The following is a 26359-nucleotide window of genomic DNA, read 5'->3' as shown; positions in this document are numbered from 1 at the left end:
GGTCAGGTGACGATCAACCGCCCTTCTTCTTGACGATGCGGCCGTCGGTGGGGTCGAAGTAGATCTCCACGTTCTTGCCGGCCTTGTCCTTGCCGTAGATCTCGTAGCAATTGCCCGAGACCTGGAACACCTTGATGGTGTAGCCCTGGTCGAGCACCTTCTGCTTCATCGCCGCTTCGGTCAGCCACTGCGCACGCGGTGCGCTGGTGCATTGCGGTGCGGCGAAGGCGGACGCCGACAGGACGGCGGCGGCGAGGAACAACGGGGCGATGACGATGCGTTTCATGGTGCGTCTCCGGTATCGGCAGGATTGCCTTGGGGAGCATTGCAACCGGGAAGGCTTACGTGGGTCTTAAGGACCCAGGGCGGCGCGCGGGTAGGTTCCTGCGCGCGACGCCGGCGGCAGCGCGAGGGCCACCACACGGTCGCGTCCCCCGCGTTTGGCATCGTAGAGCGCGGAGTCGGCGCGCCGGATCAGATCCTCCGCGGCGTCGCCAGCGACCGCCTGCGCCACGCCGATGCTGACCGTCACCTTGCGATGCGGCCACGCGAAATCGCGGAACGCGTCGAGCAGGCGCGCCGCCACCTCGCCGGCGCCGCTCAAGTCGGTACCCGGCAACAGCAGCACGAACTCCTCGCCGCCGTAGCGCGCGGCCATGTCCGCCGGGCGCAGCGCCGCGCGCAGCAGGTGGCCGGTGATGCGCAGCACCTGGTCGCCGGCCAGGTGGCCGAAGTCGTCGTTGAAGGTCTTGAAGCGGTCCAGATCGAGCATCAGCAGCGAGAACGTCGTGTCGTGCTCGCGCTGCCCGCGCAGCAGGCCGGCCAGCGCCTCGTCGAGCGCGCGCCGGTTGGGCAGCCCGGTGAGGATGTCGGTGCCGGCATCGTTGCGCAACGCGATGCTTTCGCGGCGCTGGCGTTCCAGCTTGTCGAACAGGTTGGCCACCCACCACACCAGCCCGGCCACCGCGCCGCCGCTGAACAGGGCCACGAACACGAAGGCCAGCGCTTCGGGCAGGCCCAGCCAGGACTGCAGCAACTCGAACACGAACGCGAACACCGCCGGCAGCAGCAAGGCCGGCAGCAGCAGCCGCCGCGCCAGGGCGCCGCCCAGCGTGTCGGCGGTGGCCACGCGGGTCAGCCCGAGCGTGGGCGAGGCGCACAGCCAGCCGAGCGTCGCCAGCAGCAGCAACAAAGTGGAGTGCAGCGGCATGCGCCCGAACGGCGTGGCGCCCTTGCCGGCCAGCGCAATGCCATAGGAGGCCAGCCCGCTCATCGCGATGACCAACGCGACCAGGGCCAGCGCGTCGCGCAGGCGCGGCCAGCGTTGCGCCGGCAGCAGGCCCAGCGCACCGAGCAGCACGAAGCCCGCCGCAACCGGTTCGGCCATGCGCCCGGAGTCGCGAGCCGACAGCTCGCCAAGCAGGCGATCGATACGCAAGTCGACCAGCCACAGATACTCCGCCAGAGTCGCCGCGCCGAGCGCCAGCACGCCCAACGACAGCCAGCGGCCCATGCCGGACCACGACGGCACCGGATGGTGGCTGAGCAGCAGCGAGCCTCCGCACAACACGAATCCGACCGCCGCAGTCGCGCTCATCGCCGGCTGTCCCGGCCACATCGTGGTCAGCAGCGGACGCTGCGACCACCAGCCGGCCAGCACGATCAGCGCGGCCCCGCAGACCAGCAGCGCAGATGCACGCGAGAAGCTCAGGAACCCCCGTACGACAGCGAGATCGTGATGGAACGGCACGGTGAACATCGTCACCCCCATACTCCGGCGAGCCTTCCGCAAGCTCGGCAGTACGCCGGCACCGGACCGACCATGGCATAGTCGGCAGGCACCCGATTTGACGACGATCAATCCGACGACTGGCCTGGCCTGCCAGAGTCTGCGCCAGCCGCCCGCACCGTCGAGGAAATCATGCTCATTTACAGCTGCCACGGTGCCGCCAAGCAGGTCACCGGCTCCTGCCACCTGATCACCTGCAACGATCGCCGCGTGCTGATCGACTGCGGCATGTTCCAGGGCAGCGAAGAGGTCGAGCGGGCCAATGCCGAACCGTTCGGCTTCGACCCGGCCAGCATCGACGTGCTGCTGCTGACCCACGCGCACCTGGACCATTGCGGGCGGATTCCGCTGCTGGTGTGCCGGGGCTTTCGCGGCCGCATCGTCACCACCGCCGCCACCCGCGAACTGGCCCGCGTGGTGATGCTGGATGCCGCCGGCCTGCAGGAAGAGGACGCGCGCCGCGCGCAACGCACCAACCGCCGCGGCGAGACGGTGGCGCCACCGCTGTACACCCTGGACGATGCGCTGCACGCGCTGGACTTCTTCGGCGACGACGCCGGCTACGGCGAAACCGTGCAAGTCACCGATGGCATCAGCGCACGCTTTCTCGATGCCGGCCACATCCTCGGCTCGGCCTCGATCCTGCTGCAGATCGACGACGGCGAGCAGCCCCGGCGCATGCTGTTTTCCGGCGACCTCGGCAACCCGGGGCGCCCGCTGCTGCGCGATCCAACGCCTGCCCCACCCGCCGACTACGTGGTGATGGAAAGCACCTACGGCGACCGCCCGCACCGCTCGGTGCCCGATTCGGTGGACGAGATGTACCGTGCCATCCGCGACACGGTGAACCGGCGCGGCAACGTGGTGATCCCCACCTTCGCGCTGGAACGCACCCAGGAAATCCTGTACTACCTGCACCGCGGCATCGCGGCCGGCGCGATCCCGCCGCACGTGCGGGTGTTCCTCGATTCGCCGATGGCGATTTCCGCCACCGAGATCTTCCGCCGCCACCCGGAATGCTTCGACGACGGCTTCCTGGACGAACTGCAACACGGCGACCCGTTCGCCATGCCCGGCCTGCATTTCACCCGCGGTACGGCCGAGTCGATGGCGATCAACAACGTCGACGGCGGCGCGATCATCCTGGCCGGCTCGGGCATGTGCAACGGCGGGCGCGTGCGCCACCATCTCAAGCACAACCTGTGGCGCGAGCGCTGCAGCGTGGTGTTCGTCGGCTATGCCGCGGAAGGCACGCTGGCGCGGCGGATCATCGATGGCGCGCCCAGCGTGCGCGTGTTCAACGAGGAGATTCCGGTGCGTGCCCAGGTGTGGACCATCAACGGTTTCTCCGCCCATGCCGACCAGCCCTCGCTGCTGGCCTGGCTGGGCGACGCGCCGCGGCGCAAGGTGTTGCTGGTGCACGGCGAATACGGCCGCGGCATGCAGGTGATGCGCGATGTGCTCCAAGCGCGCGGCCTTGCCTGCCAGCTGCCGGGGCTGCACGAGCCGATCAAGATCGACTGATGAGCTGACGCTCCATCGGACAACACGCTTCGTGGTTGACGTGCGTCAAATCCGCCAATCCACGCCACCCTAGACTGGTTGTGCCGCGCGAGCGGAGCCGGCTGGCACGTGCTCCGTCGCTCGCTCGGCGCCCACGGCCTCGGGAGCAACGTGTGATGAAACGGACCGCCATCCTGGACTTTCCTGCGCGGCACGACGCCGATGGCGGACGGGTCGCGTCATCGCCCTGCGATCGACCGACGTGCCGGCGCCTGTTCTGCGCGACGCTGCGCAGCGTGCCGCTGTTGCTGCTGAGCGCATGGCTGGCGCTGCTGCCGGCGCAGGACGCCTCCGCGATGCCGGAGTTCGCGCGCCGCTACAACCTCAGCTGCGCCGCCTGCCACTCCGCCTTCCCGCGCCTCAACAAGTTCGGCGAAGTGTTCATCGCGAACAACATGCGCCTGCCGAACTGGATGGAAACCGCCGACCAGCTCGGCGACGACCGCCTCGCGCTGCCCGACCACGTGCCGCTGGCCATCCGCGCCCAGGCCTATGTGCAGGCCCGCCAGGGCAAGGCGATCGACCCGGTCAGCGGCGCGCGCCAGTCCGCGCCGACCGACTTCCAGTCGCCGTACCTGCTCAAGCTGCTGTCCAGCGCGCCGCTGAGCAAGGACATCACCTACTACTTCTACGCCATCATGGCCGAGAAGGGCGGCAACGGCGAGATCGTGGTGGAGGACGCCTGGTTCCGCCACGCCGACATCTTCGGCAGCGGCATCGGCATGATGCTCGGTCAGTTCTCGCTGTCCGACGCGATGTTCCCGCGCGAGATCCGCCTGCCGTTCCAGGACTACATGGTCTACCGCATGGCCGGCATCACCTACGACCGCGGCGTGCAGTTCGACCGTGACGTCGGGCCGTTCGGCATCACCCTGGGCTTCACCAACGGCAACGGCATCACCGACAACTTCAAGATCAACGGCACCGGCTATTCGCGCCCGGACCGGATGTTCGACAACGACAACTCCAAGACCGTCTTTGCCCACGTCGGCACCGACATCGGCCCGGTGGGCGTGGGGCTGTTCGGCGCCAGCGGCAAGCAGCGCGGCGCCACCGGCCCGGCCGCCATGGACAAGAGTCAGCGCAACACCGACAAGCGCGTCGTCGGCGTGGATGCCTCCGGCGACATCGGCGCGCAGGTGCACTGGTACGCGCAATACCTGTGGAACGACTGGCGCGGTTTCCTGGACGTCGATCCGACGCGCCACTATCGCTGGAACGGCGGCTTCGCCGGCCTCGACTGGATACCCAACGACCGCTGGGCCTTCTCGGCGCTGTACAACTACGCTGGCGCCGGCGACTTCGCGCGCAGCAACACCATCTACGAAGGTATCGCCATCAACAGCCTGAGCCTGACCGCCTCCCGTTACTTCATGCGCAACGTCAAGGGCATCGTCGAGCTCAACCTCGACTTCAAGAACAAGACCACACCGACCGGCCCATACTTCACCGGCCACTTGAGCCGCGAGAACTACATCCTGTTCGGCTTCGACACGGCGTTCTGACATGCGCGCCCACTGCCTGCCGAGACGATCACGATGGCACACCGGCGCGGTCGTGCTGCTGTTTGCCGCCGGTGCCGGCGTCCACGCGCAGGCGCTGCAGGTCGGCACGCTGCGCATCGAGTCGACTCCCTCGGCGGCCGAGGTCGAGCTGATCGGCGGAGTGGCCGGCACCACGCCGCTGACCGTCAGCGAACGCGACATCTACCCGAACAACTATCCGGATGCACGCGCCGCGCTCTACGGCACGGTCACGCTGCGCCACGCCGGCTGCGAGCCGCTGCAGCACCGCGTGACACTGGGCGACCTCAAGCAGGATCTGCACCTGCGCCTGGACTGCGTCGCCGCGAAGGCGGCGCCAGTACCGCGCCCGGCACCGGCTGCGACGCCACCGGCGACGCTAGCGCCCGCGTCGCCGCAGGCCCTGCCGCAACGACGCCTGCGCCAGCTGCAGGTGCTGCAGGAGCTGCTGGACGAAGGGCTGATCAGCCCCGCGGAAGAACAGCGCGTGCGACGGCGCATCCTGCAGTCCGGCGTCGGCGGGGACGGCGCGGGGCCGGGCGACTGAAACGCGGAAGCGCAGGGCCGCCATGGCGGCGAAAGCGGGCATGACGACGGGGAGGCCGCCCTCTGCGCCCGTCCACGACCGTGCCGCACACGGCGATGGGTGACGCGGCGGGCAAAGGCCACTTTGCTTGACCTGGATCAGAGGCGCCGCCGGATGCCGTTCCTATAGTCGGCGCGACTGACGCGGATTCCTCGGGGGGAGGGACGCGCGGTGCACGGCGTTTCCCGGCAAGGCTCACTTACAGTCCAGGGGAGAATCGCATGTCGCAGCGGGCTTCGGATCTCGTGCTTTCGGTGCTGGCCTGCGTGGCAGCGTTCTGGTTGTCCTGGCCTTTCTGGCGCGATTTCGAGTATTGGGCCGAATCGCACCTCGCGTGGTGGATCTACTTCGCCGTCGGCTTCGTGCTGGCGGTGTGGGTGTTCTGCATGTTCATCGGCAGCCTGCGCATCCTGTTCCTGCACGACACCCAGGCCACGCCGCCTTCCGTCGACGACAAGGGGAGCCGGCCATGAGCTGCGGATCGGGTGACAGCAGTTGCGAAAAACCGCGGCGCCGCGCCGCGCTGGTTTTGCTGGGCCTCATGGCGCTGATCTTCATCGCCTTGTCGGTGTTCTCCTTCCTGCCCTCGCGCGGGCAGGCCACCCCCGACACGGTGAGCTTCGGCCCGTACCAGGCCAACGACGGCAAGCGCGTGTTCCAGGCCTACAACTGCATGGGCTGCCACACCATGGTCGGCAACGGCGCCTATCTTGGGCCGGACCTCACCGAGGTGTACAAGCACGCCGGACCGGCGTGGCTGGCGGCGTTCCTGCCCTCGGCCGGCGGCTGGCCGACCGAGGCGGCAGTGCGCGCCCAGCTGCTTGATCCGAACCAGCACGCCGGCACCGGCACCGACACCATCGACGCCTACCTGCAGAAGTATCCCGGCGCGGCAGCCCGCATCCAGCGACGCGGCGGCGGCACCACGCTGATGCCGAACCTGCCGCTGAGCAAGGACGAGATCGGCCAGCTGATCGCCTACCTCAAGTACACCTCGGCGATGAACACCGAGGGCTGGCCGCCGAAGGTCGAGGCCGGCACGCTGGATCGCCGCCTGCAGTTGGCGCACGGCACCGTCGCACTGGCGCAGGCCGCGCCCGCCGCGGCGGCGAAGCCGGCAGCGGCCAGCGATCCCGCCGCGCTCGGCGCGCAACTGGTCAAGGACTACGGCTGCGTGGCCTGCCACGCCAGCGACGACAAGCGACTGGTGGGGCCGGGCTGGGGCGGCCTGTACGAATCCAGCGTGAGCCTGGCCGACGGCAGCAAGGTCACCGCCGACGACGCCTACCTGGCCGAGTCGATCCGCCAGCCGAACGCGAAGATCGTGGCCGGTTATCCGCCGGGCGTGATGCCGGCCTACGACACCCTGCTCAAGACCGAAGAAGTCAACGCCATCGTGGCCTACCTCCACACGCTGGAGAAGCAGTGATGCAGACCGAATACCAGACCCAACGCCTGAGCCTGCGCTTTTTCATGCTGATGCTGGTGCTGTTCGTGGTGCAGGTGATCTACGGCATGATCCTGGCCGCGCAGCAGGTCGACCCGACCATCCTGCAAGGCTGGCTCAACTTCAACGTCGCCCGCGCCGAGCATCTCAACCTCGGCATCATGTGGATCGTCTGCGGCTTCATCGGCGCGATCCTGTTCGTGGCGCCACTGCTGGCGAAGCGCGAGCTGGTGGCGCCGTGGCTGGTCAAGTTCCTGTTCTACGCGGTCATCGGCATCGTGATCTGGAACTTTTTCACCCAGTTCCTGGCCGAGCGCGGCATCGCCGGCTGGTGGCTGGGGCAACCGTGGCTGCAGCAGGGGCTGGAGTATCTCGAAGCCGGGCGCATCGCCGGCCTGCTGATCTTGGTCGGCTTCCTGATCCTGGCCTTCGTGGTGCTGCGCACGTTCCCGCGCGTGCGCGAATGGAACGAGGTGCACTGGGGCCTGGGCCTGGGCGTCGGCGCGCTGGCGGTGGTGTGGGTGTTCGGCCTGTTCTACGTGGCGCGGCTGGACCTGCAGGAGTACTTCCGCTGGTTCGTGGTGCATTACTGGGTGGAAGGCGTGTGGGAAGTGATCCACATCAGCCTGATCGGCTACTTCCTGGTGCTGATGTTCAAGGCCGACGTGAAGTCGGTGGGCTTCGCCGTGTTCTGGGGCATCGCGCTGGTGTGGCTGTCCGGGCTGATCGGCAACGCGCACCACTACTTCTGGATCGGCACGCCGGAGTTCTGGCAGTTCTGGGGCTCGCTGTTCAGCGCGCTGGAGCCGCTGCCGCTGGTGTTCTGTTTCTGGCACATCTACCTGGACGCGCACACCAACAGGCGGCCGCTGGAAAACGCGCCGGCGTTCTACTTCCTGCTCGGCTCGACCGTGCTGGAGCTGGTCGGCGCCGGCATCCTCGGCTTCGTGATGACCTTCGCGCTGACCAACGTGTGGTCGCACGGCACCTGGGTCACCGCCGGGCACGCGCACCTGGCGCTGTTCGGCACCTTCGGCATGCTCGGCATCGCCGCGGCGTATTACGCCACGCCGATCCTGCGCAAGGTGCCGCAGTTCGATCCGCGCCTGGGCAAGCTCGGTTTCTGGCTGGTGTTCACCGGCGTGCTGGGCATGGCGTTCGCGTTCGCCATCGGCGGCACGGTGCAGGTCTATGTCTATCGCATCCTGGGGCTGGACTGGTTCGGCGGCGACGTCAACCGCGCCATGGGCACCTACAAGGTCATGCTGCCGCTGTTCGGCCTGGTGCTGAGCACCGGCGCCGGCGTGCTGGCGTACGACCTGTTCACCCTGGGCCGGCGCATGCGTCCGCAGGCTGCCGTCGACGCCGAAACGACCCCGCACCCGGCCACCGGCTGGCGGCGACCACTGACCGGATTCGAAGCCGGCATCTGGCTGCTGCTGATGTGGCTGTTCGGCACGATCATCACGCTCGGCCTGCTCAGCTTCAACCTGCCGCACGTGCGCGTGGCGGGCGACCCCACCCTGCCCTACGTGCTGGCCGGCGTGGGTTATCCGGGCCTGCTGCTGGTCACCCTGCTGTTCGTGTGGCGCTTCATCGCCTCGCTGGAAGCGCGGGCCGGCGCACCGGCCATCTCGCCGCTGCTGCGGGTACTGCCGGCGCAAAGCTGAGTCCGTCACCCGACGGCATGCAGCCGCAAACGAAAGGCCGCCGGCAACCCGGCGGCCTTTCTTCATGCGGCGAGCTTACGAGAGTTGTCGGCCATGCCGCGGCAGCATGCGCCGCAAGGTGTCGTCGCGATTCACGTAGTGGTGGACCAGCGCCGCCGCCGCGTGCAGGCCGACCAGGTAGTAGCCGATCGTGCCGATGGTTTCGTGGATCTCCTTCAGCGAATCGGCAAGTGCCTTGTCCGCACCCACCAGCGCCGGCAGCTGCAGTCCGAAGAACGGGATCGGCTTGCCCGAAGCGCTGAGGGTGAGCCAGCCGAGCAGCGGCATCGCGATCAGGAAGGCGTACAGCGCCAGGTGCATCAGCGCGGCCAGGCGCTCCTGCCACACCGGCGGTGCCGGCCGGATCGGCGGGATCGGGCCCGACACCAGGCGGATCGCCAGCCGCACGAAGACCAGCGCGAGCACGCTCAGGCCCAGCATGAAGTGCCAGGTTTTCAGTCCGTCGCGCAGGTCGCTGCCGCGCGGGTAGAACTCGCGCAGCTCGATGCAGGCGTACACGGCAACGAGCAACAGCAGCATCAGCCAGTGCATGCCGATCGACAGTGAGCCGTAACGGTCGGTGGTGTTTTTCCAGTTCACGGCGATCTCCGCAGGTGGTGTTTCGGCGGCCTCGATCCGGCCCATGCCCGCAGCCTGCGATGAACGGCGTCAGCGTGGTTTGATCCCGGTCAAATGCGCACGAAAAGCGCCACGGCAGCGGCCGATTGCCGCATGTCCGCGCGCCTGTCCAAATTGACCGCGGTCAACTCGGACCCGCACGACCCGGCGTAGAACTGATCCGGCAAGGCTGCGCCGAGTGGCCGTCCATCCGGCACGAATGAGCATCACGTTGCACCATCGGGAACCGCCCATGTCCGAGATCCGTTCCGCCGACCACCACACTGCTTCCGCCACGCCGTTCGGCGCCATCGAAGGCACCCACTGGATCGAGACCCTGAACGACGGCAGCCCGGTGCTGATCCGCCCGCTGCGCCCGGAGGATCGCCAACGCGAAACGGCTTTCATCAAGCGCCTGTCGGAACAGGCTTGCCGCTTCCGCTTCCTGGGCAAATTGAAGGAAGCCAGCCCGGCCCTGCTCGACCAGCTGATGGATGTCGACCAGCGCAGCCGCATGGCCTTCGTCGCGCTCGCCCACGACAACGGCGAACTGCGCATGGTCGGCGTCAGCCGCTACGGCGCCAGCGGCGACGAGAAGCAGTGCGAATGCGCGGTGACCGTGGCCGACGACTGGCGCCAGCGCGGCCTCGCCGTGCTGTTGATGCGGCGCCTGATCGACATCGCGCGCAAGAACGGGTTCCACACCATGTTCTCGATCGATGCCGCGGAGAACGAACCGATGCGCGAACTGGCCGGCTACCTCGGCTTCCAGCGCCGGATCGACCCGGACGACGCCACGCAGGTGATCCACACCCTGGATCTTTGAACGACGCCGAACCCGGGCCGCATCGCCATGACAAGCACCGAACAAATACCGCGCACGACGCGCCCGGGCGACATCCTCGCGCTGGTGACCGCGACCGAGCCGTGGAGCCCGGCTGCCGTCGCCGCCATCGCCATCGCCTTGCGCTGGGAGGCCAACCTGACCGGATGCTTCATCGACCCGGCGCTGCGCAAACCCACCGGCGGCAAAGCCGGCAGCGAGCCCACCGTGCTCGGCCTGCTGCTCGAACCGCGCATCGAATCCGCCGACGAGCACGCCGCCTTCGCAGCCTTTGCACGCCAGTCCGGCTTGCGCAACGCCGACTGGGTCATCGCCCGGACCGACATCGCATCCACCTTGCGCCGGCTCGGCGCACGGCACGACCTGGCGGTGATCGAGCGCGACATGGTGCACGCATCGAGCCTGCTCGACATTCTCGGCGAAGCGATCCTGTCCTGCGGCGTGCCGTGCCTGGTCCTGCCTCCGCAATGGCGGCGGGAGATCCCCTTCGAGCGCATCGTGATCGCCTGCAACGGCAGCACCGAGGCGATCCGCGCAATCCACGCCGCGCTGCCGTTCCTCAAGGTGGCGAAACAGGTGACCCTGGTCGACGGCGACCTGGGCAACGGCGACGATGCGTATCCGCGCTTCGACCCGTTCGTCTACCTGCTGCGTCACGGCATCACGCCCCGGCCCAGCTACGTCCGCGCCTCCTCGGCGATGGCCGGGGAAATCCTGCTGCAGGAAGCCGGCAACATCGACGCCGACCTGCTGGTGATGGGTGCCTACGGCCATTCGCGCATGCGTGAACGCGTGTTCGGCGGCGCCACCCGGCGCGTGCTGGAGGAAGCCACCATCCCGGTGCTGATGCAGCACTAGCCGACGTGCCGCCGCAGCGGCGCAGGCGCTATTGGTTGGCGGATGCAGCGGCCCGCCGGCGGCGATGCTCGCTCACGACCGCCAGCACGACCACGGTGACGACACTGCCCAGCAGGGCGAGGAGCATGTCCTGCTGCGCATCCCACGGATCGCCCTGGGTGCCGAGGTAGGCGACGCCCAGGTCGCCGCCGAACCACACCGCGGCAGCCCATTCGAACAGCTCGAACAAGGCGGAGCTGGCGGTGACCATGCTGACCGGCACGATCCAGCGCCACGCGCCCGGCGACACCGTGCGCGCAGCGACCAGTTCCACCACCGCCGGCGTCAGCAGCAGGCCGTAGGCGAAATGGATGGCACGGTCGAAGGGATTGCGCGACAAGCCCAACGCGTCGTGCAGCGAGAAGCCGGACAGCGCGGCAAACCAGCGATCCCACGGCACTTCGGCATAGGTGTAGTGGGCGCCGATCTCGTGCAGCACGAGGAACACGAACAGCGCCGCGTAGCTGGCATCGGAAAAGCGCAGCCGGCGGAACCCCAGCACCAGCGCCGGCAACGCCAGCATCACCAGCAGGTTCTCCAGCAACCAGTCCTGGCGATAGTGCGGCGCGATGGCAAGCGCTACCGCCACGACCAGGAAGGCGGCCAGCAGCAGCAGCGGAAAACGGGCGTCCTTCGATCCGGGTCGTTCGTTCATTGCTGTGTGCCATCCCTCCGCGTCATGCGTCGTGCCGATGATGCCACGCGCCCGGGCGCCGGCCGCGACAATTCGCGCACGGCGAGCGCTGGACCGCTTGACCTGCATCAAGAGCGATCCGGCAGCCGTCAATGAGCATGCGCGCATCTTTCAGGGAGTCGCGCAATGAGCAGTACTCGAAAACTCTGGCTGGGGTTGGCGGCCTTGCTGATCGCCTCGTTTGGCGTGCTGTTGTGGGTGGGTGACCAGGTGCACCAGTACGCACCGCCACTGCCGCAGGCGGTGGTCACCAGCGGCAACGAGACCCTGTTCACCGGCGACGACATCGAGCTGGGCAAGCAGGTCTGGCAGCGCATCGGCGGCCAGCAGCTGGGCTCGATCTGGGGCCACGGCGCGCTGCTCGCGCCGGACTGGAGCGCCGACTGGCTGCACCGCGAAGGCGTGGCCATGCTGGAATTGCTGGCGCGCGACGAAGGCGCCGGCTCCTACGCCGAACTCGACGCGCCGCAACAGGCCGCACTGCGCTCGCGCGTGCAGCGCGAGCTGCGCACCAACACCTGGGACCCGGCCAAGGGCACCATCTACGTCTCCCCGCTGCGCGCGCAGGCGATGCTGGTGGTCGGCGCGCATTACATGAGCCTGTTCAGCAACGACCCGGCCACCGCCAAGCTGCGCGAAACCTACGCGATGCGCGACAACACCATCGCCGAGCTTGACCAGCGCCGCGCAGTCACCGCGTTCTTCTGGTGGGCCAGCTGGGCCACCGCGGCCGAACGCCCGGGCAGCGCCATCAGCTACACGCAGAACTGGCCGCACGACACGCTGGCCGGCAACACGCCGACCGCGGCCAACTTCATGTGGTCGGTTTTCAGCGTGCTGTTCCTGATCCTCGGCATCGGCCTGCTCGGCTGGCACCACGCGCGCCAGGTGAGCCATGAGCCGCTGCCGCCGATCCCCGCGCGCGATCCGCTCACCGAGTTGAAACCCACGCCGTCGATGAAGGCCACCGCCAAGTATTTCTGGACGGTGATCGGCCTGTTCCTGGTGCAGATCCTGCTCGGCGCCACCACCGCGCACTACCAGGTGGAAGGCCAGCAGGCCTACGGTTTCGCGCTGGCGAATTACCTGCCCTACGCCCTCACCCGCACCTGGCATACCGAACTGGCCGTGCTGTGGATCGCCACCGCGTGGCTGGCCACCGGCCTGTACATCGCGCCGCTGATCTCCGGCCACGAGCCGAAATACCAGCGGCTCGGGGTGAACTTCCTGTGGGTGTGCCTGCTGGTCATCGTGGTCGGCTCGTTTGCCGGCCAGTGGATGGCGGTGATGGACAAGATGGACCTGTCGAAGAACTTCTGGTTCGGCCACCAGGGCTGGGAATACGTCGACCTCGGCCGCTTCTGGCAGATCTTCCTGTTCATCGGCCTGATGCTGTGGCTGTTCCTGGTCGGCCGCGCGCTGTGGCCGGCGATGCGCGGCGGCAAGGAAGGCGCCTCCATCGTGGGCCTGCTGTTTCTCTCCACCGTGGCGATCGGCCTGCTCTACGGCGCCGGCCTGATGTGGGGCGAACACACCCACATCGCGATGGTGGAGTACTGGCGCTGGTGGGTGGTGCACCTGTGGGTGGAAGGCTTCTTCGAGGTGTTCGCCACCGCGGTGATCAGCTACCTGTTCGTGCGCCTCGGCCTGTTGCGCGTGGGCACGGCGACCACCAGCGTGCTGTTCGCCACCATCGTGTTCATGGCCGGCGGCGTGCTGGGCACGCTGCACCACCTGTACTTCAGCGGCACCACCACGGCGGTGATCGCGCTCGGCGCCAGCTTCTCGGCGCTGGAAGTGGTGCCGCTGGCACTGATCGGGCTGGAAGCCTGGGACACCTGGAAGAAGCAGCACGCCGCGCCGTGGATGGCGCGCTACCGCTGGCCGATCATGTTCTTCGTGGCGGTGAGCTTCTGGAACCTGGTCGGCGCCGGCCTGCTCGGTTTCCTGGTCAACACGCCGATCGCGCTGTACTTCATGCAGGGCCTCAACCTCACCGCCGCGCACGGCCACACCGCGCTGTTCGGCGTCTACGGCATGCTCGGCATGGGCCTGATGCTGTTCTGCCTGCGCGGCATCAAGCCGCAGGCCGAATGGCGCGAGGGCTGGCTGAAGGGTTCGTTCTGGACACTCAACCTCGGCCTGGGCCTGATGGCCGTGCTGACCCTGCTGCCGCTGGGCATCCTGCAACTGAAGGCGGTGCTGGAGCACGGCTACTGGTTCGCCCGCTCGGCCGAGTTCATGGACCGTCCGCTGATCCACCTGCTGGTGTGGATGCGCGTGCCCGGCGACACCGTGTTCGCCATCGGCGCCATGCTGATCGCCGGCTTCGTCGCCTCGCTGTGGCTGTGGCCGAAACGACGGGTCGCCGCCACGCCGCTGCCGGACGCAGCGTCCGAGAGCGCATGACCCACATCAGGGCGCGCCACATGGCGCGCCCTGATGCTTGTCCAAGTCCCGAATCACGAATCCCGGCGCCGAAATGATCGAGTTCTACCCCCAGATCAAGGCCGTCCACATCCTCTGCGTGCTGCTCAGCGGCGGCCTGTTCGCGCTGCGCGGGCTGATGGCACAGACGCGGCTGGCCGGCGTGGCGCAGGGCGCGCCGTTGCGCCTGCTCAGCTACACCATCGACACCGTCTTGCTGACCGCCGCGCTGATGCTGGTATCGATCCTGCCCGGTGCGCTGTTCGCCAACGGCTGGCTCACGGTCAAGCTGATCCTGCTGCTTGCCTACGTTGCGCTGGCCATGCTGGCGATGAAGCGCGTGCATGCGCCGCGCGCCCGAATGATCTTCTACGTGGCTGCATTGGCCACCTATACCTGGATGCTCGGCGTCGCGCGCATGCACCACCCGCTGGGCTGGCTGCACGGATGGCTGGCATGAGCGCGGCCCAGCCGTTCAACCACGACGTCTCGCGCGACCACACGCTGGACGCGTGCTTCCTCGGCCCCTACGGCGAGAACGACACGCTGCTGGAGAAGATGCTGGTGGAGTTCCTGCGCGACCACGTGTACTGGCGGCGCAATTTCCACCCCGAAGATCCGCCGGCGATCGGCACCGGCGCCGCGCACCACCCGGACTACCTCGCCTTCGAATCGCGCATGCGCCGCGAGCTGCACCAGCTCTCCGCCGCGCTGAAGAAGTCGGTGCCGTTCCACAGCCCGCGCTACATCGGGCACATGGCCAGCGACCTGCTGCTGCCGGGGCTGGCCGCGCAGATGCTGACGCTGCCGTACAACCCCAACAACGTCAGCGAGGACGCCGCCCCGGTCACCGTCGACATGGAGGTGCAGGCCGGCCTGCAGCTGGCGCGCATGCTCGGCTACCCGCACGATCCGGCGCAGGACGCCTGCGCGTTCGGCCATCTCACCTCCGGCGGCACCCTGGCCAACTACCAGGCGCTGCGCCTGGCGCTGGCGCTGAAGGCATTCCCGGTGGCGCTGCGCGCGGCGCAGGTGCCGGATCTCGACCTGCCGACGGACGACTGGAGCGCCTTCAACCTCACCCAGGCCGACAGCATCGCCTTGCTGACGGCGTGGCAAGCCTGGCTCGCCGCGCAGACGCCGGCCGAACGTTCGCGCTGGCTGCGGCGCGTCGAGCGCGAGCGCATCGAACAGCGCGGCCTGGTCGGCTTCTTCGCCGCGCATGTGCAGCTGAAGGTCCCGCTGGTGCTGGCGCCGGTCACCGCGCACTACTCGTGGAGCAAGGGGCTGAAGCTGCTCGGCCTCGGCCGCGACCAGCTCGAACTGCTGCCCACCGACGGCATGCGGCTGGACGGCGCCGCCTTGTGCGACACGCTGGAACGCTGTGCGCGCGAACGCCAGAGTGTGCTGATGTGCGTGGCCGTGCTCGGCGGCACCGAGTACGGCACCATCGACCCGATCGACGCCGTGCTGGCCGCACGGCAGGCGTCACGCGGGCGCGGGCTGGACTTCGCCGTGCACGTCGACGCCGCCTGGGGCGGCTACCTAGCCACCGTGTTCCGCCACGAGGACGGCTCGTTGCGCGCACGCGATGAAGTGGCCGCCGACTACGTGCAGTTCCCCACGCCGGCAGTGCACGCCGCCTTCGCCGCGCTGGGCGATACCGACTCGGCCACCGTCGACCCGCACAAGCTCGGCTACCTGCCCTACGGCTCGGGTGCCTTCGTCTGCCGCGACCACCGCGCGATGGCGCTGCTGGCCGAGCGCGCGGATTACGTATTCCACGGCGGCACGCCGAAGGATTACCTGGCGCGTTACCGCAGCCTCGGCCAGTTCATCCCGGAAGGTTCCAAATCCGGCGCCGCGGCGGCCGCGGTGTACGTGACGCACAAGGTGCTGCCGCTGGACCATGCCCACTTCGGCGCCCTGCCGCGTGCCACCGTGCGCGCCGCCGAGACCTTCCACGCGCGTGCGCAGCGCTTCGCGCTGGAGCTGGCCGACGGCGTGCACGCGCTGGTGCCGTTCGCGCCGGACAGCAACCTGGTCTGCCTCGCGCTCAACCCGCGCGGCAACACGTCGGTGGCGACGGCCAACTCCTTCGTGCGCGCGCTGCACGACGAACTGCGCTGCGATCCGCGCCAGCCACTGCAGACCAAGGAGTTCTTCGGCTCGGTGACCAGCCTGCGCGCGGACATGCTCGGCACGGCGCAGACCGCGCGCATCTTCGCCGCACTCGGGCTGGACCCGGCCAGCTTCGTGGCCGACGACGACCGCCTGCTGATCCTGCGCCATACGCTGATGAACCCGTTCCTGATCGACCACGAGAACGGCATCAGCTACATCGACCGCTATTTCGATTTCCTCGGCCGGCGCGTGCGCCGCCTGCTGGCGACGACGGTCGCGCCGCCGTGAGCGCCGCGCTGCCGCGCGTGGCCGTGCTCGGCTACGGCCGCTTCGGCAAGGCCTTCGTCGAACTGCTGCTGCAGGCCGGCCATCCGGTGCAGGTGTTCGACCCGCAGGCGACGGTGCCGGCGGAGCTGGCGGCGCCCTCGCTGGTCGCCGCAACTGCCGACGCCAGCTGGATCGTGCTGGCCATGCCGGTGCCGCAGCTGCGCGCCGCGCTGCTGGCATTGCGCCCGTTGCTGCACGCCGGGCAGACCGTGTTTGACGTGGGCAGCGTCAAGCTGCATCCCTGCGCGCTGATGGACGAGCTGCTCGGCATGGACATCCCGCACCTCGGCACGCATCCCCTGTTCGGTCCGATCAGCCTGGCCCGTGGCGACCACCCGCGCCGCGTGGTGCTGTGCCCCGCCGCGGCGCACCCGCAAGCTGCCGCGCGCGCCGGCGAACTGTTCCGCGCGCTGGACTGCGAGGTCATCGTGCAGGACCCGGCAAGCCACGACCGCGCCATGGCCGGCACGCACGCCCTGGCGTTCTTCATCGCCAAGGGGCTGATCGACATGGGCGTGGACGAGGCCATGCCGATGGCGCCGCCGTCGTTCCAGGGCCTGCAGCGCATGCTGGAGGCGGTGCGCGGCGATGCCGGCCACCTGTTCGGCGCGATCCAGCGCGAAAATCCGTACGCCGCCGAAGCGCGCGAAAGCCTGCTGCGCGAACTGGAGCGCATCCACCGGCAGCTGCTGGTCGACGCGGACGACGGCATGGCGATCGCGGCGCGGCCCGAATGCGAATGAGGGCGATGCGCCCGCCCGACGGCAGAAGGGTTAATCTGAGCCACCCGTCGATGGACGCACGGCAGGTTCGATCCTGCTGCCACGTGTGCCGGCGGATGAGCCATTGAAGGCAGCGAGGGCGTCGAACGGCATGACATCAGATCTCGATCTTGACGAGCTCAGGCGCAACTGCGGCTACTGCGCGATCCACGATTTCCAGCTGCCGGTGGGACTCAGCGCGGGCGACCTGCACACGCTCAACGCCTCCGCGCACGACATGCTGCCGCTCGATCGCGGGCAGACGCTGTTCCCGCAGGGGCGCAAGTTCAGCGCGTTGTACGTGGTGCGTGCCGGCGCGCTTAAGACCTTCGTGGAAGGTTCCGAAGGCGACGTGCAGATCCTCGGTTTCCACCTGCCCGGCGACATCATGGGCATCGGCGGCCTCATCAACGAGCACTACCCGTGCACCGCCCAGACGCTGGAACGCTCCAGCGTGTGCGAACTACGCTACGCCCAGTTGCAGGAGGCCACCGCCAACCTGCCGGCGCTGAACCACCAGCTGATGCGGGTGATCAGCGGCGCGCTGGTCAACGAGCAGAGCCACCTGGTGCTGATGGGCAAGCAGCAGGCGCAGCGGCGGCTGGCGTTCTTCATCCGGCGCATGTCCGACCGCTATGCGCGCCTGTCGCGCGACCCGCTGGCGCTGATCCTGCCGATGTCGCGCGAGGACATCGCCAACTATCTCGGGCTGGCGCTGGAGACGGTCAGCCGGCTGTTCGGCAAGATGGAATCGGCCGGCATCCTCTCGGTGAATCGCAAGTCGGTGCAGATCCTGCGCCGCGACCTGCTCGACGAACTTTGCGGCGGCGACATCGACATGGCGTAGGCCGTCGGGTCCCGCGGCGCGCCGCCGGCCCGGTCACGCCGCTTTCGTGCCGGGGTTTGACCACGGTCAAAACCGCGCGGCGCCATCGGCCAGAGCATGCCAGCGTGCCCGGCCATCACGGCCGGTGCGGGAGAGATCGTGCTGGACATCATCGTCAACGTCGGCGGGACCTCGGACAACCCGTCGTGGCCGGGTGCGGCGCTGGCGCTGGCCAAGCGCCAAAGCGCCTTCGTCACCGGGCTGCAGGTGGTCGCGGTGTGCCCTTCGCTGATGGCGATACCGGACGTGATCGACGTGCTGGCCGCCGAGGAACAGGCGGCGCTGGCCCGACGCGACTGGTGGCTGCAGCAGTGCCGAAGCGCGGGCGTCGAGGGCGAATGGGAGGTGATGCGCGGCATCTCCGGGCAGGCGCTGGGCAAGCGCTCGCGGCTGGCCGATTTCATGATCGGCGAACTGAAGGTCAGCGATCCGGATGCCGCGCCCGGTGTCGACGATGTCACGCGCGCGCTGTTCGCCCGCGCCTCGCCGATGCTGCTGATGCCCGACATCGGCGGCGACACGCTGCAGGCCCGGCGCATCGTCATCGCATGGAACGGCTCCGGCGAAGCCGCGCAGGCGGTGAAGGCTGCGCTGCCGCTGCTGGCACAGGCGTCCGTCGTGCGGGTGCTCGATGGCGAGCGTGGCGGCCTGCCCGGCATCAGTCCGCCGCCGCTGCCGCTGCGCGGCTGGTTCGCGCGCCACGGCATCGAGGCCCAATGGCAGCCGTTCCCGGCCGAACACGACGAAGGCCCCGCGCTGCTGGCCGCCGCCCGGGCATTCGATGCCGACCTGCTGGTGATGGGCGCCTGGGGCCGCTCGCGCCTCAGCGAGCTGGCGATGGGCGGCGTCACGCGCTGGATGCTCAGGAACGCGAGCCTGCCGCTGTTTCTCGCGCACTGAATCGCCGGTCCAGGCCGGTTTGCGCGCGCCGCGCCTCTTCAGCTAGCGTCCATGCATCGGTGCCGCAAGCCGATCGTCGACGCCAAAACCCAGGGACACACCATGAGCCGCAGCCAGCCTGCCAGCACCGTTCATGCGCCGTCGGCGCAACCCGTGCTGCGCGGGGTCGAACGCCTGATTGCCCACGTGCAGGCGATGGAGCCGGTGCGCATGGCGGTCGTCCATCCCTGCGACGCACTCAGCCTCGCCGGCGCGATCGACGCGCGCGATGCCGGCATCATCCGGCCGGTGCTGGTCGCCCCGCGCGCCAGGCTGCAGGCCGCTGCCGCGGCAGCCGGGATCGACCTGGACGGCATCCAGTGCATCGACGTGCCGCACAGCCACGCCGCCGCGGCCGAAGCCGCGGCGATGGCCTGCCGCGGCGAGGTGGATGCGCTGATGAAAGGCAGCCTGCATTCGGACGAACTGATGGCCGCGATCGTTCCGACCGCCGCCGGGCTGCGCACCAAGCGGCGCATCACCCACTGCTTCGTGATGGAGACGGCCGCCTATCCGCGCCCGTTCATCATCACCGACGCGGCCATCAACATCGCGCCGACGCTGGAGGACAAGGCCGACATCGTGCGCAACGCGATCGACCTCGCCCACGTCCTCGGCGTGGCCGAGCCGAAGGTGGCGATCCTGGCCGCCGTGGAAACCGTCAACCCGCGCATGCCGTCCACGCTGGATGCGGCGGCGCTGTGCAAGATGGCCGACCGCGGCCAGATCACCGGTGGCCTGCTGGACGGGCCGCTGGCGTTCGACAACGCGGTCTCGCCCGAATCCGCGCGCGTCAAGGGCATCGTCTCAGCCGTGGCCGGGCAGGCCGACATTCTGGTGGTGCCCGATCTGGAAAGCGGCAACATGCTGGCCAAGCAGCTGGAATACATGGGCCATGCCGACAGCGCCGGCATCGTGCTGGGCGCGCGCGTGCCGATAGTGCTCACCAGCCGCTCCGATTCGCGCCGCTCGCGGCTCGCCTCGTGCGCCATCGCGCTGCTGCTGGCGCACCACTACCGCACCAGCCCGCCTTGATCCGACCGCGACCATGACGCCCCTGATCCTGGTCCTCAACTGCGGCTCGTCGAGCATCAAGTTCGCGCTGTTCGACGCGGCCGCCGTGCCGCTGCCGCGCAAGCCGGTGTGGAACGGCAAGGTGCAGGGCATCGGTGGCCCGACGCCCGACTTCGGCGAAACCGGGGTCGCGCCGTTCGCGATTGCGCTCGACCCGGCACAGCCCTGCCGCGCGGCGCTGACGCTGATCCTGCAGCGCGTGCGCGCGCGGCTGGACGGCCGACGCCTCGCCGCGGTCGCGCATCGCGTGGTGCACGGCGGCAGCCGCTACTTCGAGCCCACGCGGATCGATGCCGGCGTGCTGGCCGACCTGGCGGGCTACGTGCCGCTGGCGCCGCTGCACCAGCCGTTCGCGCTGGAGGCGATCGAGATCCTGCTGCGCGAGTCGCCCGAGCTGCCGCAGGTTGCCTGTTTCGACACCGGCTTCCATCACACCATGCCGACGGTCGAGCAGATCCTGCCGCTGCCGTGGGATGCCTGGCAGCGAGGCCTGCGCCGCTACGGTTTCCACGGCCTGTCGTATGCGTTCATGGCGACCGCGCTGGCCGAACGCCACGGCGAGGCCGCACGCGGGCGCACCATCGTCGCGCACCTGGGCAGCGGCGCCAGCCTGTGCGCGATGCGCAACCTCCGGAGCGTCGCCACCACGATGGGATTTTCCGCGCTCGACGGCTTGATGATGGGCACGCGCACCGGCGCACTCGACCCCGGCGCGCTGCTGTACCTGATGGAGATCGAGAAGCTCTCGCTCGAAGAGGTGGGCCACCTGCTCTACCACCGCAGCGGCCTGCTCGGCGTCTCCGGCGTGTCGTCCGAACCGCGCGTGATCGTGCAGCACGAAGGCGACGCGGGCGAGCCCGGCGAACGCGCACGCCTGGCGCTCGCACTCTACGTGCGCCGCATCGTCCGCGAGATCGGCGCGCTGGCGGCGGTGCTGGGCGGACTCGACCTGCTGGTGTTCACCGCCGGCGTGGGCGAGCACAACGCCTTCGTGCGCGAACGCGTGTGCCGCGATCTCGCCTTCCTCGGCGTCGCGCTGGACGAGGACCGCAACACCGCGCACGCGCCGATCGTCTCCGCCGACGGCAGTCGCGTGATCGTCGGCGTCGAGCCGACCAACGAGGAATGGATCGCCGCGCGCGATGCCGCCGCGGCGCTGGGCGGCATCGGCTGATCACGGGCGCGGCGCGATGTTCAGGGCTCGTCGTGCATCACGTGTTCGGCCGGCACCGGCTTGTCCCAGCCGGGATCGTCGAAGTACTGCGGGTAATGCGCGATCGCCGCGCGCATGTCGGCCACCGCGGACACCTTCGCCGGGTCGGCCTTCAGCGCCTGCGCGGCCGTGAGCAATGGCACCAGGATGCCGTGCAGCGCGGCATCGGGCTCGGCCGACAGCTTGCAGTTGGCAAACATGTAGGTCACCGCGCTCTCCACCTCGGTGGCGCGATCGACCGCCATCGGCGCGCTCATGTGGCCCATCTCGTAGTGGGCCAGCTCGGCCACCGCGGTGTGCGCGCGGCGCATGCCCGCGCGCAGCGGGGCATCCGGTGTCCAGCGCTGCGCCGGCACCTGCGTGGCGGCGCTGGCGGCGTGTGCCGCGTGGCTGTCGTGCTCGGCGTGGGCGTGTTGCAGACCGGCCTGCGCCGCAGTGGCAAGGCCGAGCGCACAGGCGCTGGCGAGAAGAATGCGTACAGCTTTCATGCGGATATCTCCGGCTTGGCGGCGCGGACGCCGCGGACACATGCATGCTAGCGCCCGGCGCCCGCACTCCGGCCTGACCGGGGTCAAGCCGGCGGCGCCTGCGACAATCGGCCATCCGGCCCGGCGCGCCGCTGCAGCCAGGCGTAGTACAGCAGCGGGATCACCAGCAGGGTCAGCGCGGTGGAGACCAGGATGCCGAAGATCAGCGACACCGCCAGGCCCTGGAAGATCGGATCGTCGAGGATGAAGAAGCCGCCGATCATCGCCGCCAGGCCGGTCAGCACGATCGGCTTGGCGCGCACCGCCGCGGCGTCGATCACCGCATCGCGCAACGGTTGGCCGGCGGCCAGCGCGTGGTTGATGAAGTCGATCAGCAGGATCGAGTTGCGCACGATGATGCCGGCCAGCGCGATCATGCCGATCATCGAGGTGGCGGTGTACTGCGCGCCCAGCAGGGCATGCCCGGGCATCACGCCGATCACGGTCAGCGGGATCGGCGCCATGATGATCAGCGGCACCAGGTAGCTCTTGAACTGGCCGACCACCAGCAGGTAGATCAGCAGCAGGCCCGCCGAATAGGCCAGGCCCATGTCGCGGAACGTCTCGTAGGTGATCTGCCATTCGCCGTCCCACTTCACCGCGGCATCGGTGGTATCGGTCGGCTGCGCGATGAAGTGCTGCTGCAGCAGTTGCCCCGCCACCTTGTCGTGGCCGAGCTTGCCGACCAGCGAGAACATGCCGTACAGCGGACTGTCGGTGCTGCCGGCGTCGTCGCCAGTGACGGTGGCATAGGGCAGCAGATCCTTGTGCCAGATCGCCTGCTCGCGCTGCGCCGGTTGCACGCGGACCACCTCGGAGAGGGGCACCAACGCACCGCCGGCCGCACGCACGCGCAGCGCCAGCAACTGCTCCATCGACGCCTGGTCGCCCGCGCCCAGGCGCAGGCGGATCGGCACCGCGTACTTCGCGTGGCCGTCCATCAGCCAGCTGGCGTCGTCGCCGGACAAGGCGGTGCGCAGCGCCTGCGCGATGCTTGCCTGATCCAGCCCCAGCCGCGCCGCGCGGGCGCGATCGACCACCAGCACGTCGCGCGGCGCCTGCGCTTCCACGCTGGTGTCGACGTCGACGATGTCCGGGTTGGCCTTGAAATCCTGTTCCAGCCCCAGCGCCACCTTGCGCACGGTGGCGTAGTCCGGGCCGTAGACCTCGGCCACGATCGGCGCCAACACCGGCGGCCCCGGCGGCACCTCGACCACCTTCACCGAGGCGCCGTAGCGCGCGCCGATCTGCGCCAGCGCCGGGCGCACGGCCAGCGCGATGGCGTGGCTCTGCCGCGAGCGCTCGTGCTTGTCGACCAGGTTCACCTGCAGGTCGCCCACGATCGGGCCGCTGCGCAGGTAGTACTGGCGCACCAGCCCGTTGAAGGTGATCGGCGACGCGGTGCCGGCATAGCCCTGCCAGTCCTTCACCTCGGGCAGCTTGGCCACCGCCTGCGCCAGCTCGCCGAGCAAACGGTTGGTGCGCTCCAGCGTGCTGCCCTCGGGCATGTCCACCACCACCTGGAACTCGGACTTGTTGTCGAACGGCAGCATCTTCAGCACCACCGCCTTGACCACCACCAGGCCCACCGCCCCCAGCACCAGTGCGCCCATCGCGGCGAACAGCAGGTGCCGTCGGCGCGGCGCGCGGGGGCCATCGAGGAAGGGCAGCATCAGCCGTCGGAACGTGCGGTGCAGGCGGCTGTCATTCGCACTGTCGGCGTTCCCCGGCGCGGCTTCGGCGTGGCTGTGGTGGCCGAGCAGTTTCAGCGCCAGCCACGGCGTGACCACCAGCGCGACGGCCAGCGACAGCAGCATGCCGGCCGAGGCGTTGATCGGGATCGGCCGCATGTACGGCCCCATCAGGCCGGACACGAAGGCCATCGGCAGCAGCGCGGCGATCACCGTGAAGGTGGCCAGGATGGTCGGCCCGCCGACCTCGCCGACCGCCTCGGGGATCGCCTCGCGCAAGGTGCGTCCGCCCCGAGTCGTCTCCGATCCGGCCATGTGCCGGTGGATGTTCTCCACCACCACGATGGCGTCGTCGACCAGGATGCCGATCGAGAAGATCAGCGCGAACAGCGAGACGCGGTTGATGGTGAAGCCCATCGCCCACGAGGCGAACAAGGTCAGCGCCAGGGTGACGATCACCGCGCTGCCGACCACCACCGCCGCGCGCCAGCTCAACGCCAGCAGCACCAGCAGCACCACCGACAAGGTGGCGAAGATCAGCTTGTGGATCAGCTTGTCCGCCTTGTCGGTGGCGGTCTGGCCGTAGTCGCGGGTGACCACCACGTGCACGTCGGCGGGAATCGCCACGTTGCGCAGCGCGGCCAGCCGCTGGCGGATCGCGCCGGTGATGTCGGCGGCGTTGGTGCCGGGCTTCTTCGCCACCGCGATGGTCACGGCCGGCGCGTGGCCGGTGGCCGGCCCGGCCCGGCCCGCCGGCGCGCCGAACCAGGCGTAGCTGTCGGGCAGGTCCGCGCCCGGACGAACCGTGGCCACGTCGGAGAGGAACACCGGCTGGCCGTTCTTCAGGCCGATCACCAGCTGCGACACCTCCGCCGCGTCGGCGAGGAAACGCCCGGCGGTCACCGGCACATCGCGGTCGCCGCTCACCCGGTCGCCGGCCTGGGTCACCGCGTTGGCCGCCTTCAAGGCGTTCGACAGGTCGCCCGCGGTCATGCCGTAGGCAGCCAGTTTCGCCGCGTCCAGCTGCACCACCACCGCGCGGGTCGGCGCGCCGATGGTGTAGACGTCGCGCGTGCCGGGCACGCGCTTCAATTCGGTCTCCAGAGCATGCGCCACCTCGGCCAGTTGCACCGGGCCTTGTGCGGGGTCGTCGCTCCACAGCGTGAGCGCCATCACCGGCACGTCGTCGATGCCCATCGGCCGCACCAGCGGCGGGCCGATGCCGAGGCCGGGCGGCACGAAGCCCTGGTTCTGGAACACCTGGTTGTACAGCCGCACGATCGCGGCCTGCCGCGGCACGCCGACCTGGAACTCCACCGTCATCACTGCCATGCCGGGCCGGCTCACCGAATAGACGTGCTTGACGCCCTCGATCTCGGCGAGCTTCTGCTCCAGCGGGAACGCCACCAGGTTCTCCACGTCGCGCACGTCGGCGCCGGGAAACGGTACCATCACGTTGGCCATGGTCACGTCGATCTGCGGCTCCTCCTCGCGCGGCGTGATCATCACCGCGACCAGGCCCAGCAGCAGCGCCGCGATCGCCAGGATCGGGGTCAGCGGCGAATCCTGGAACGCGCGCGCGATGCGGCCGGAGAAGCCGAGCCGAGGCCCGCTCACGGCGCGTCCCCGCGTCGCTGCGCGACCAGCCAGCGCGCCGCCGCGGCCGGATCGGTGGCGACGCGCTCGCCGTCGTCCAGCCCGGCCAGCACCTCCACGCGATCGCCGTGGCGATGGCCCAGGCGCAACTGGCGCAGCGTCACGTCATGCGCGCCCAGCACGTACGCGCCGACCAGCTCGCCACGTTGCACCAGCGCGCTCATCGGCAGCAGCAATCGCTTCGCCTCGCCACTGGCGAAGGCGACCTTCACCGTCATGCCCGGCACCAGGCCGGCACCGTCGCCGGGCAGTTCCAGTCGCACGCGGAAGCTGTGCGTCTGCGGGTCGGCATAGGGAAACACGGTGAGCTTGCCGGCCGCCACGCGGCGGCCGTCGTCGAGCACCACCTCGGCGGCGTGGTAGCGGCGGATCGCGGCGATCGCGCTCTGCGGCACCTGCACGCCGACCCGCAGATCCTGCAGCGAGGCCAGCGCAATCAGCGGCTGCGGCGCCGGCGGGCCCGACTGCACCGCCTCACCCACCTGCACGTAGCGGCGGGTGACGATGCCGTCGTACGGCGCGCGCAGCACCGTGTAATCGAGCTGCTGGCCGACCTGGCTGGACTGCGCGCGGGCCGACTGCAGCGCCGCCAGCGCGGCGTCGCGACGGGCACGCTCGGCGTCGAGCTGCGCCTTGGAAACGAAGCCTTTCTCGAATATCCCGGCGAAGCGCCGGTAGGACGTATCCGCCTCGGTATACGCCGCCTGCGCCGCGGCGATCTGCGCCTGCGCGGCGCGCCCTGCGGACTTCTGCTCGACGTCGCTGAAACGCACCAGCACGTCGCCCTTGCGCACGGCATCGCCGACGTCATGCGGCAACTCGACCACCCGCGCATTGGTCTGCGCCGAGATCACCGCCTCGTGCACCGCCTCGACCACGCCATCCCAGGCCTGCTCGTCGTGCGCCGTTTCGAGGTGCACGGTCAGCGCGGCCAGCGGCGGCGGTGCCGTGGCAGCCGGCGGCGCCGGCGTGCGCCCGCACGCGGCCAGCGCGGCCAGCGCGAGCGCAAGCATGGCCGGGCGCAGCGCGCGCATCACGACGCGACCTCGCAACGCGGGTCGGCG

General features: G+C 69.4%; 23 protein-coding genes. 16 read left to right on the top strand and 7 right to left on the bottom strand.

The features are described from left to right. Positions 1-13: 13 nt before the first annotated feature. Positions 14-286 carry a PepSY domain-containing protein gene (locus ACVCMI_RS04985; protein ID WP_056081726.1) on the bottom strand — a complete coding sequence of 91 codons (273 nt, stop codon included), beginning with the start codon at positions 284-286 and terminating at the stop codon, positions 14-16. A 66-nt stretch (positions 287-352) separates the two neighbouring features. Then, positions 353-1759 (bottom strand): diguanylate cyclase, encoded by a 1407-nt coding sequence (locus ACVCMI_RS04980; RefSeq protein WP_447099592.1) that lies wholly within the window; start codon positions 1757-1759, stop codon positions 353-355. A gap of 162 nt (positions 1760-1921) precedes the next feature. Here ACVCMI_RS04980 and ACVCMI_RS04975 point away from each other — a divergent pair, with 162 nt between their 5' ends. The 6 genes from ACVCMI_RS04975 to ACVCMI_RS04950 all read left to right on the top strand — a co-directional run bounded on the left by ACVCMI_RS04975 (position 1922) and on the right by ACVCMI_RS04950 (position 8578). Next, positions 1922-3313 carry an MBL fold metallo-hydrolase gene (locus ACVCMI_RS04975; protein ID WP_447097210.1) on the top strand — a complete coding sequence of 464 codons (1392 nt, stop codon included), beginning with the start codon at positions 1922-1924 and terminating at the stop codon, positions 3311-3313. A gap of 155 nt (positions 3314-3468) precedes the next feature. Then, positions 3469-4857: a hypothetical protein gene (locus ACVCMI_RS04970; RefSeq protein ID WP_447097211.1), complete on the top strand. Its 1389-nt coding sequence runs from the start codon at positions 3469-3471 to the stop codon at positions 4855-4857. 1 nt (position 4858) lies between these two features. Then, positions 4859-5422: a hypothetical protein gene (locus ACVCMI_RS04965; protein ID WP_447097212.1), complete on the top strand. Its 564-nt coding sequence runs from the start codon at positions 4859-4861 to the stop codon at positions 5420-5422. A 260-nt stretch (positions 5423-5682) separates the two neighbouring features. After that, the gene (locus ACVCMI_RS04960) at positions 5683-5934 is read left to right on the top strand and encodes a hypothetical protein (protein WP_395116422.1); all 252 of its coding nucleotides are present in this window, start codon (positions 5683-5685) and stop codon (positions 5932-5934) included. Further along, positions 5931-6890, top strand: a complete 960-nt coding sequence (locus tag ACVCMI_RS04955; RefSeq protein ID WP_447097213.1) for a c-type cytochrome — start codon at positions 5931-5933, stop codon at positions 6888-6890. Before ACVCMI_RS04960 ends, ACVCMI_RS04955 begins: the two co-directional genes overlap by 4 nt. Beyond that, the gene (locus ACVCMI_RS04950; protein WP_447097214.1) at positions 6890-8578 is read left to right on the top strand and encodes a cbb3-type cytochrome c oxidase subunit I; all 1689 of its coding nucleotides are present in this window, start codon (positions 6890-6892) and stop codon (positions 8576-8578) included. The genes ACVCMI_RS04955 and ACVCMI_RS04950 overlap by 1 nt, the downstream gene beginning before the upstream one ends. A 75-nt stretch (positions 8579-8653) precedes the next feature. Here the strand turns inward: ACVCMI_RS04950 and ACVCMI_RS04945 are convergent, their stop codons facing one another. After that, complete coding sequence (locus tag ACVCMI_RS04945; RefSeq protein WP_447099486.1) at positions 8654-9217, bottom strand: cytochrome b; 564 nt, start codon at positions 9215-9217, stop codon at positions 8654-8656. 271 nt (positions 9218-9488) lie between these two features. Here ACVCMI_RS04945 and ACVCMI_RS04940 point away from each other — a divergent pair, with 271 nt between their 5' ends. Further along, a complete protein-coding gene (locus ACVCMI_RS04940; protein ID WP_447097215.1) occupies positions 9489-10061 on the top strand; it encodes an N-acetyltransferase family protein in 573 nt (190 codons plus the stop codon). A 27-nt stretch (positions 10062-10088) separates the two neighbouring features. Beyond that, positions 10089-10937: a universal stress protein gene (locus ACVCMI_RS04935; RefSeq protein WP_447097216.1), complete on the top strand. Its 849-nt coding sequence runs from the start codon at positions 10089-10091 to the stop codon at positions 10935-10937. Positions 10938-10965: 28 nt separating this feature from the next. Here ACVCMI_RS04935 and ACVCMI_RS04930 read toward each other — a convergent pair whose 3' ends face one another. Next, positions 10966-11631 (bottom strand): DUF2238 domain-containing protein, encoded by a 666-nt coding sequence (locus tag ACVCMI_RS04930; protein WP_447097217.1) that lies wholly within the window; start codon positions 11629-11631, stop codon positions 10966-10968. Between the two features lie 165 nt (positions 11632-11796). Between ACVCMI_RS04930 and ACVCMI_RS04925 the strand changes: the two genes are divergently transcribed. The 8 genes from ACVCMI_RS04925 to ACVCMI_RS04890 all read left to right on the top strand — a co-directional run bounded on the left by ACVCMI_RS04925 (position 11797) and on the right by ACVCMI_RS04890 (position 21382). Continuing rightward, positions 11797-14079: a nitric-oxide reductase large subunit gene (locus ACVCMI_RS04925; protein WP_447097218.1), complete on the top strand. Its 2283-nt coding sequence runs from the start codon at positions 11797-11799 to the stop codon at positions 14077-14079. A 73-nt stretch (positions 14080-14152) separates the two neighbouring features. Continuing rightward, entirely contained in the window at positions 14153-14557 is a 405-nt protein-coding gene (locus tag ACVCMI_RS04920) for a SirB2 family protein (protein WP_447097219.1), read from the top strand. After that, positions 14554-16509 carry a pyridoxal phosphate-dependent decarboxylase family protein gene (locus ACVCMI_RS04915; protein ID WP_447097220.1) on the top strand — a complete coding sequence of 652 codons (1956 nt, stop codon included), beginning with the start codon at positions 14554-14556 and terminating at the stop codon, positions 16507-16509. The genes ACVCMI_RS04920 and ACVCMI_RS04915 overlap by 4 nt, the downstream gene beginning before the upstream one ends. Then, positions 16506-17291, top strand: a complete 786-nt coding sequence (locus ACVCMI_RS04910) for a prephenate dehydrogenase/arogenate dehydrogenase family protein (RefSeq protein WP_447097221.1) — start codon at positions 16506-16508, stop codon at positions 17289-17291. Before ACVCMI_RS04915 ends, ACVCMI_RS04910 begins: the two co-directional genes overlap by 4 nt. Positions 17292-17421: 130 nt before the next feature. Continuing rightward, entirely contained in the window at positions 17422-18156 is a 735-nt protein-coding gene (locus tag ACVCMI_RS04905) for a cyclic nucleotide-binding domain-containing protein (protein ID WP_447097222.1), read from the top strand. A gap of 138 nt (positions 18157-18294) precedes the next feature. Further along, on the top strand, positions 18295-19095 hold the full coding sequence (locus ACVCMI_RS04900; RefSeq protein WP_447097223.1) for a universal stress protein: 801 nt from the start codon (positions 18295-18297) through the stop codon (positions 19093-19095). Between the two features lie 102 nt (positions 19096-19197). After that, positions 19198-20169: a bifunctional enoyl-CoA hydratase/phosphate acetyltransferase gene (locus tag ACVCMI_RS04895; RefSeq protein ID WP_447097224.1), complete on the top strand. Its 972-nt coding sequence runs from the start codon at positions 19198-19200 to the stop codon at positions 20167-20169. A gap of 13 nt (positions 20170-20182) precedes the next feature. Continuing rightward, positions 20183-21382, top strand: a complete 1200-nt coding sequence (locus ACVCMI_RS04890; RefSeq protein WP_447097225.1) for an acetate/propionate family kinase — start codon at positions 20183-20185, stop codon at positions 21380-21382. 20 nt (positions 21383-21402) lie between these two features. Here ACVCMI_RS04890 and ACVCMI_RS04885 read toward each other — a convergent pair whose 3' ends face one another. The 3 genes from ACVCMI_RS04885 to ACVCMI_RS04875 form a co-directional block, all read right to left on the bottom strand. Continuing rightward, the gene (locus ACVCMI_RS04885; protein ID WP_447097226.1) at positions 21403-21909 is read right to left on the bottom strand and encodes a DnrO protein; all 507 of its coding nucleotides are present in this window, start codon (positions 21907-21909) and stop codon (positions 21403-21405) included. Positions 21910-21992: 83 nt separating this feature from the next. Continuing rightward, a complete protein-coding gene (locus tag ACVCMI_RS04880; protein ID WP_447097227.1) occupies positions 21993-25256 on the bottom strand; it encodes an efflux RND transporter permease subunit in 3264 nt (1087 codons plus the stop codon). Continuing rightward, on the bottom strand, positions 25253-26329 hold the full coding sequence (locus ACVCMI_RS04875; protein WP_447097228.1) for an efflux RND transporter periplasmic adaptor subunit: 1077 nt from the start codon (positions 26327-26329) through the stop codon (positions 25253-25255). Before ACVCMI_RS04875 ends, ACVCMI_RS04880 begins: the two co-directional genes overlap by 4 nt. Between the last annotated feature and the right edge of the window lie 30 nt (positions 26330-26359).

It is taken from the genome of Rhodanobacter sp. UC4448_H15 (genome assembly GCF_052978265.1).
The sequence above is the reverse complement of the archived record's forward strand: the minus strand, read 5'-3'. Positions and strand labels throughout refer to the sequence as shown.

Excerpts from the sequence above, each read along its gene's own strand:
- ACVCMI_RS04950 (WP_447097214.1), top strand. The coding sequence starts at position 6,890 with ATGCAGACCGAATACCAGACCCAACGCCTGAGCCTGCGCTTTTTCATG.
- ACVCMI_RS04930 (WP_447097217.1), bottom strand. The coding sequence starts at position 11,631 with ATGAACGAACGACCCGGATCGAAGGACGCCCGTTTTCCGCTGCTGCTG.
- ACVCMI_RS04965 (WP_447097212.1), top strand. The coding sequence starts at position 4,859 with ATGCGCGCCCACTGCCTGCCGAGACGATCACGATGGCACACCGGCGCG.
- ACVCMI_RS04980 (WP_447099592.1), bottom strand. The coding sequence starts at position 1,759 with ATGTTCACCGTGCCGTTCCATCACGATCTCGCTGTCGTACGGGGGTTC.
- ACVCMI_RS04905 (WP_447097222.1), top strand. The coding sequence starts at position 17,422 with ATGACATCAGATCTCGATCTTGACGAGCTCAGGCGCAACTGCGGCTAC.
- ACVCMI_RS04955 (WP_447097213.1), top strand. The coding sequence starts at position 5,931 with ATGAGCTGCGGATCGGGTGACAGCAGTTGCGAAAAACCGCGGCGCCGC.
- ACVCMI_RS04895 (WP_447097224.1), top strand. The coding sequence starts at position 19,198 with ATGAGCCGCAGCCAGCCTGCCAGCACCGTTCATGCGCCGTCGGCGCAA.
- ACVCMI_RS04985 (WP_056081726.1), bottom strand. The coding sequence starts at position 286 with ATGAAACGCATCGTCATCGCCCCGTTGTTCCTCGCCGCCGCCGTCCTG.
- ACVCMI_RS04875 (WP_447097228.1), bottom strand. The coding sequence starts at position 26,329 with ATGCGCGCGCTGCGCCCGGCCATGCTTGCGCTCGCGCTGGCCGCGCTG.
- ACVCMI_RS04885 (WP_447097226.1), bottom strand. The coding sequence starts at position 21,909 with ATGAAAGCTGTACGCATTCTTCTCGCCAGCGCCTGTGCGCTCGGCCTT.
- ACVCMI_RS04915 (WP_447097220.1), top strand. The coding sequence starts at position 14,554 with ATGAGCGCGGCCCAGCCGTTCAACCACGACGTCTCGCGCGACCACACG.
- ACVCMI_RS04940 (WP_447097215.1), top strand. The coding sequence starts at position 9,489 with ATGTCCGAGATCCGTTCCGCCGACCACCACACTGCTTCCGCCACGCCG.
- ACVCMI_RS04925 (WP_447097218.1), top strand. The coding sequence starts at position 11,797 with ATGAGCAGTACTCGAAAACTCTGGCTGGGGTTGGCGGCCTTGCTGATC.
- ACVCMI_RS04975 (WP_447097210.1), top strand. The coding sequence starts at position 1,922 with ATGCTCATTTACAGCTGCCACGGTGCCGCCAAGCAGGTCACCGGCTCC.
- ACVCMI_RS04890 (WP_447097225.1), top strand. The coding sequence starts at position 20,183 with ATGACGCCCCTGATCCTGGTCCTCAACTGCGGCTCGTCGAGCATCAAG.
- ACVCMI_RS04960 (WP_395116422.1), top strand. The coding sequence starts at position 5,683 with ATGTCGCAGCGGGCTTCGGATCTCGTGCTTTCGGTGCTGGCCTGCGTG.
- ACVCMI_RS04935 (WP_447097216.1), top strand. The coding sequence starts at position 10,089 with ATGACAAGCACCGAACAAATACCGCGCACGACGCGCCCGGGCGACATC.
- ACVCMI_RS04920 (WP_447097219.1), top strand. The coding sequence starts at position 14,153 with ATGATCGAGTTCTACCCCCAGATCAAGGCCGTCCACATCCTCTGCGTG.
- ACVCMI_RS04970 (WP_447097211.1), top strand. The coding sequence starts at position 3,469 with ATGAAACGGACCGCCATCCTGGACTTTCCTGCGCGGCACGACGCCGAT.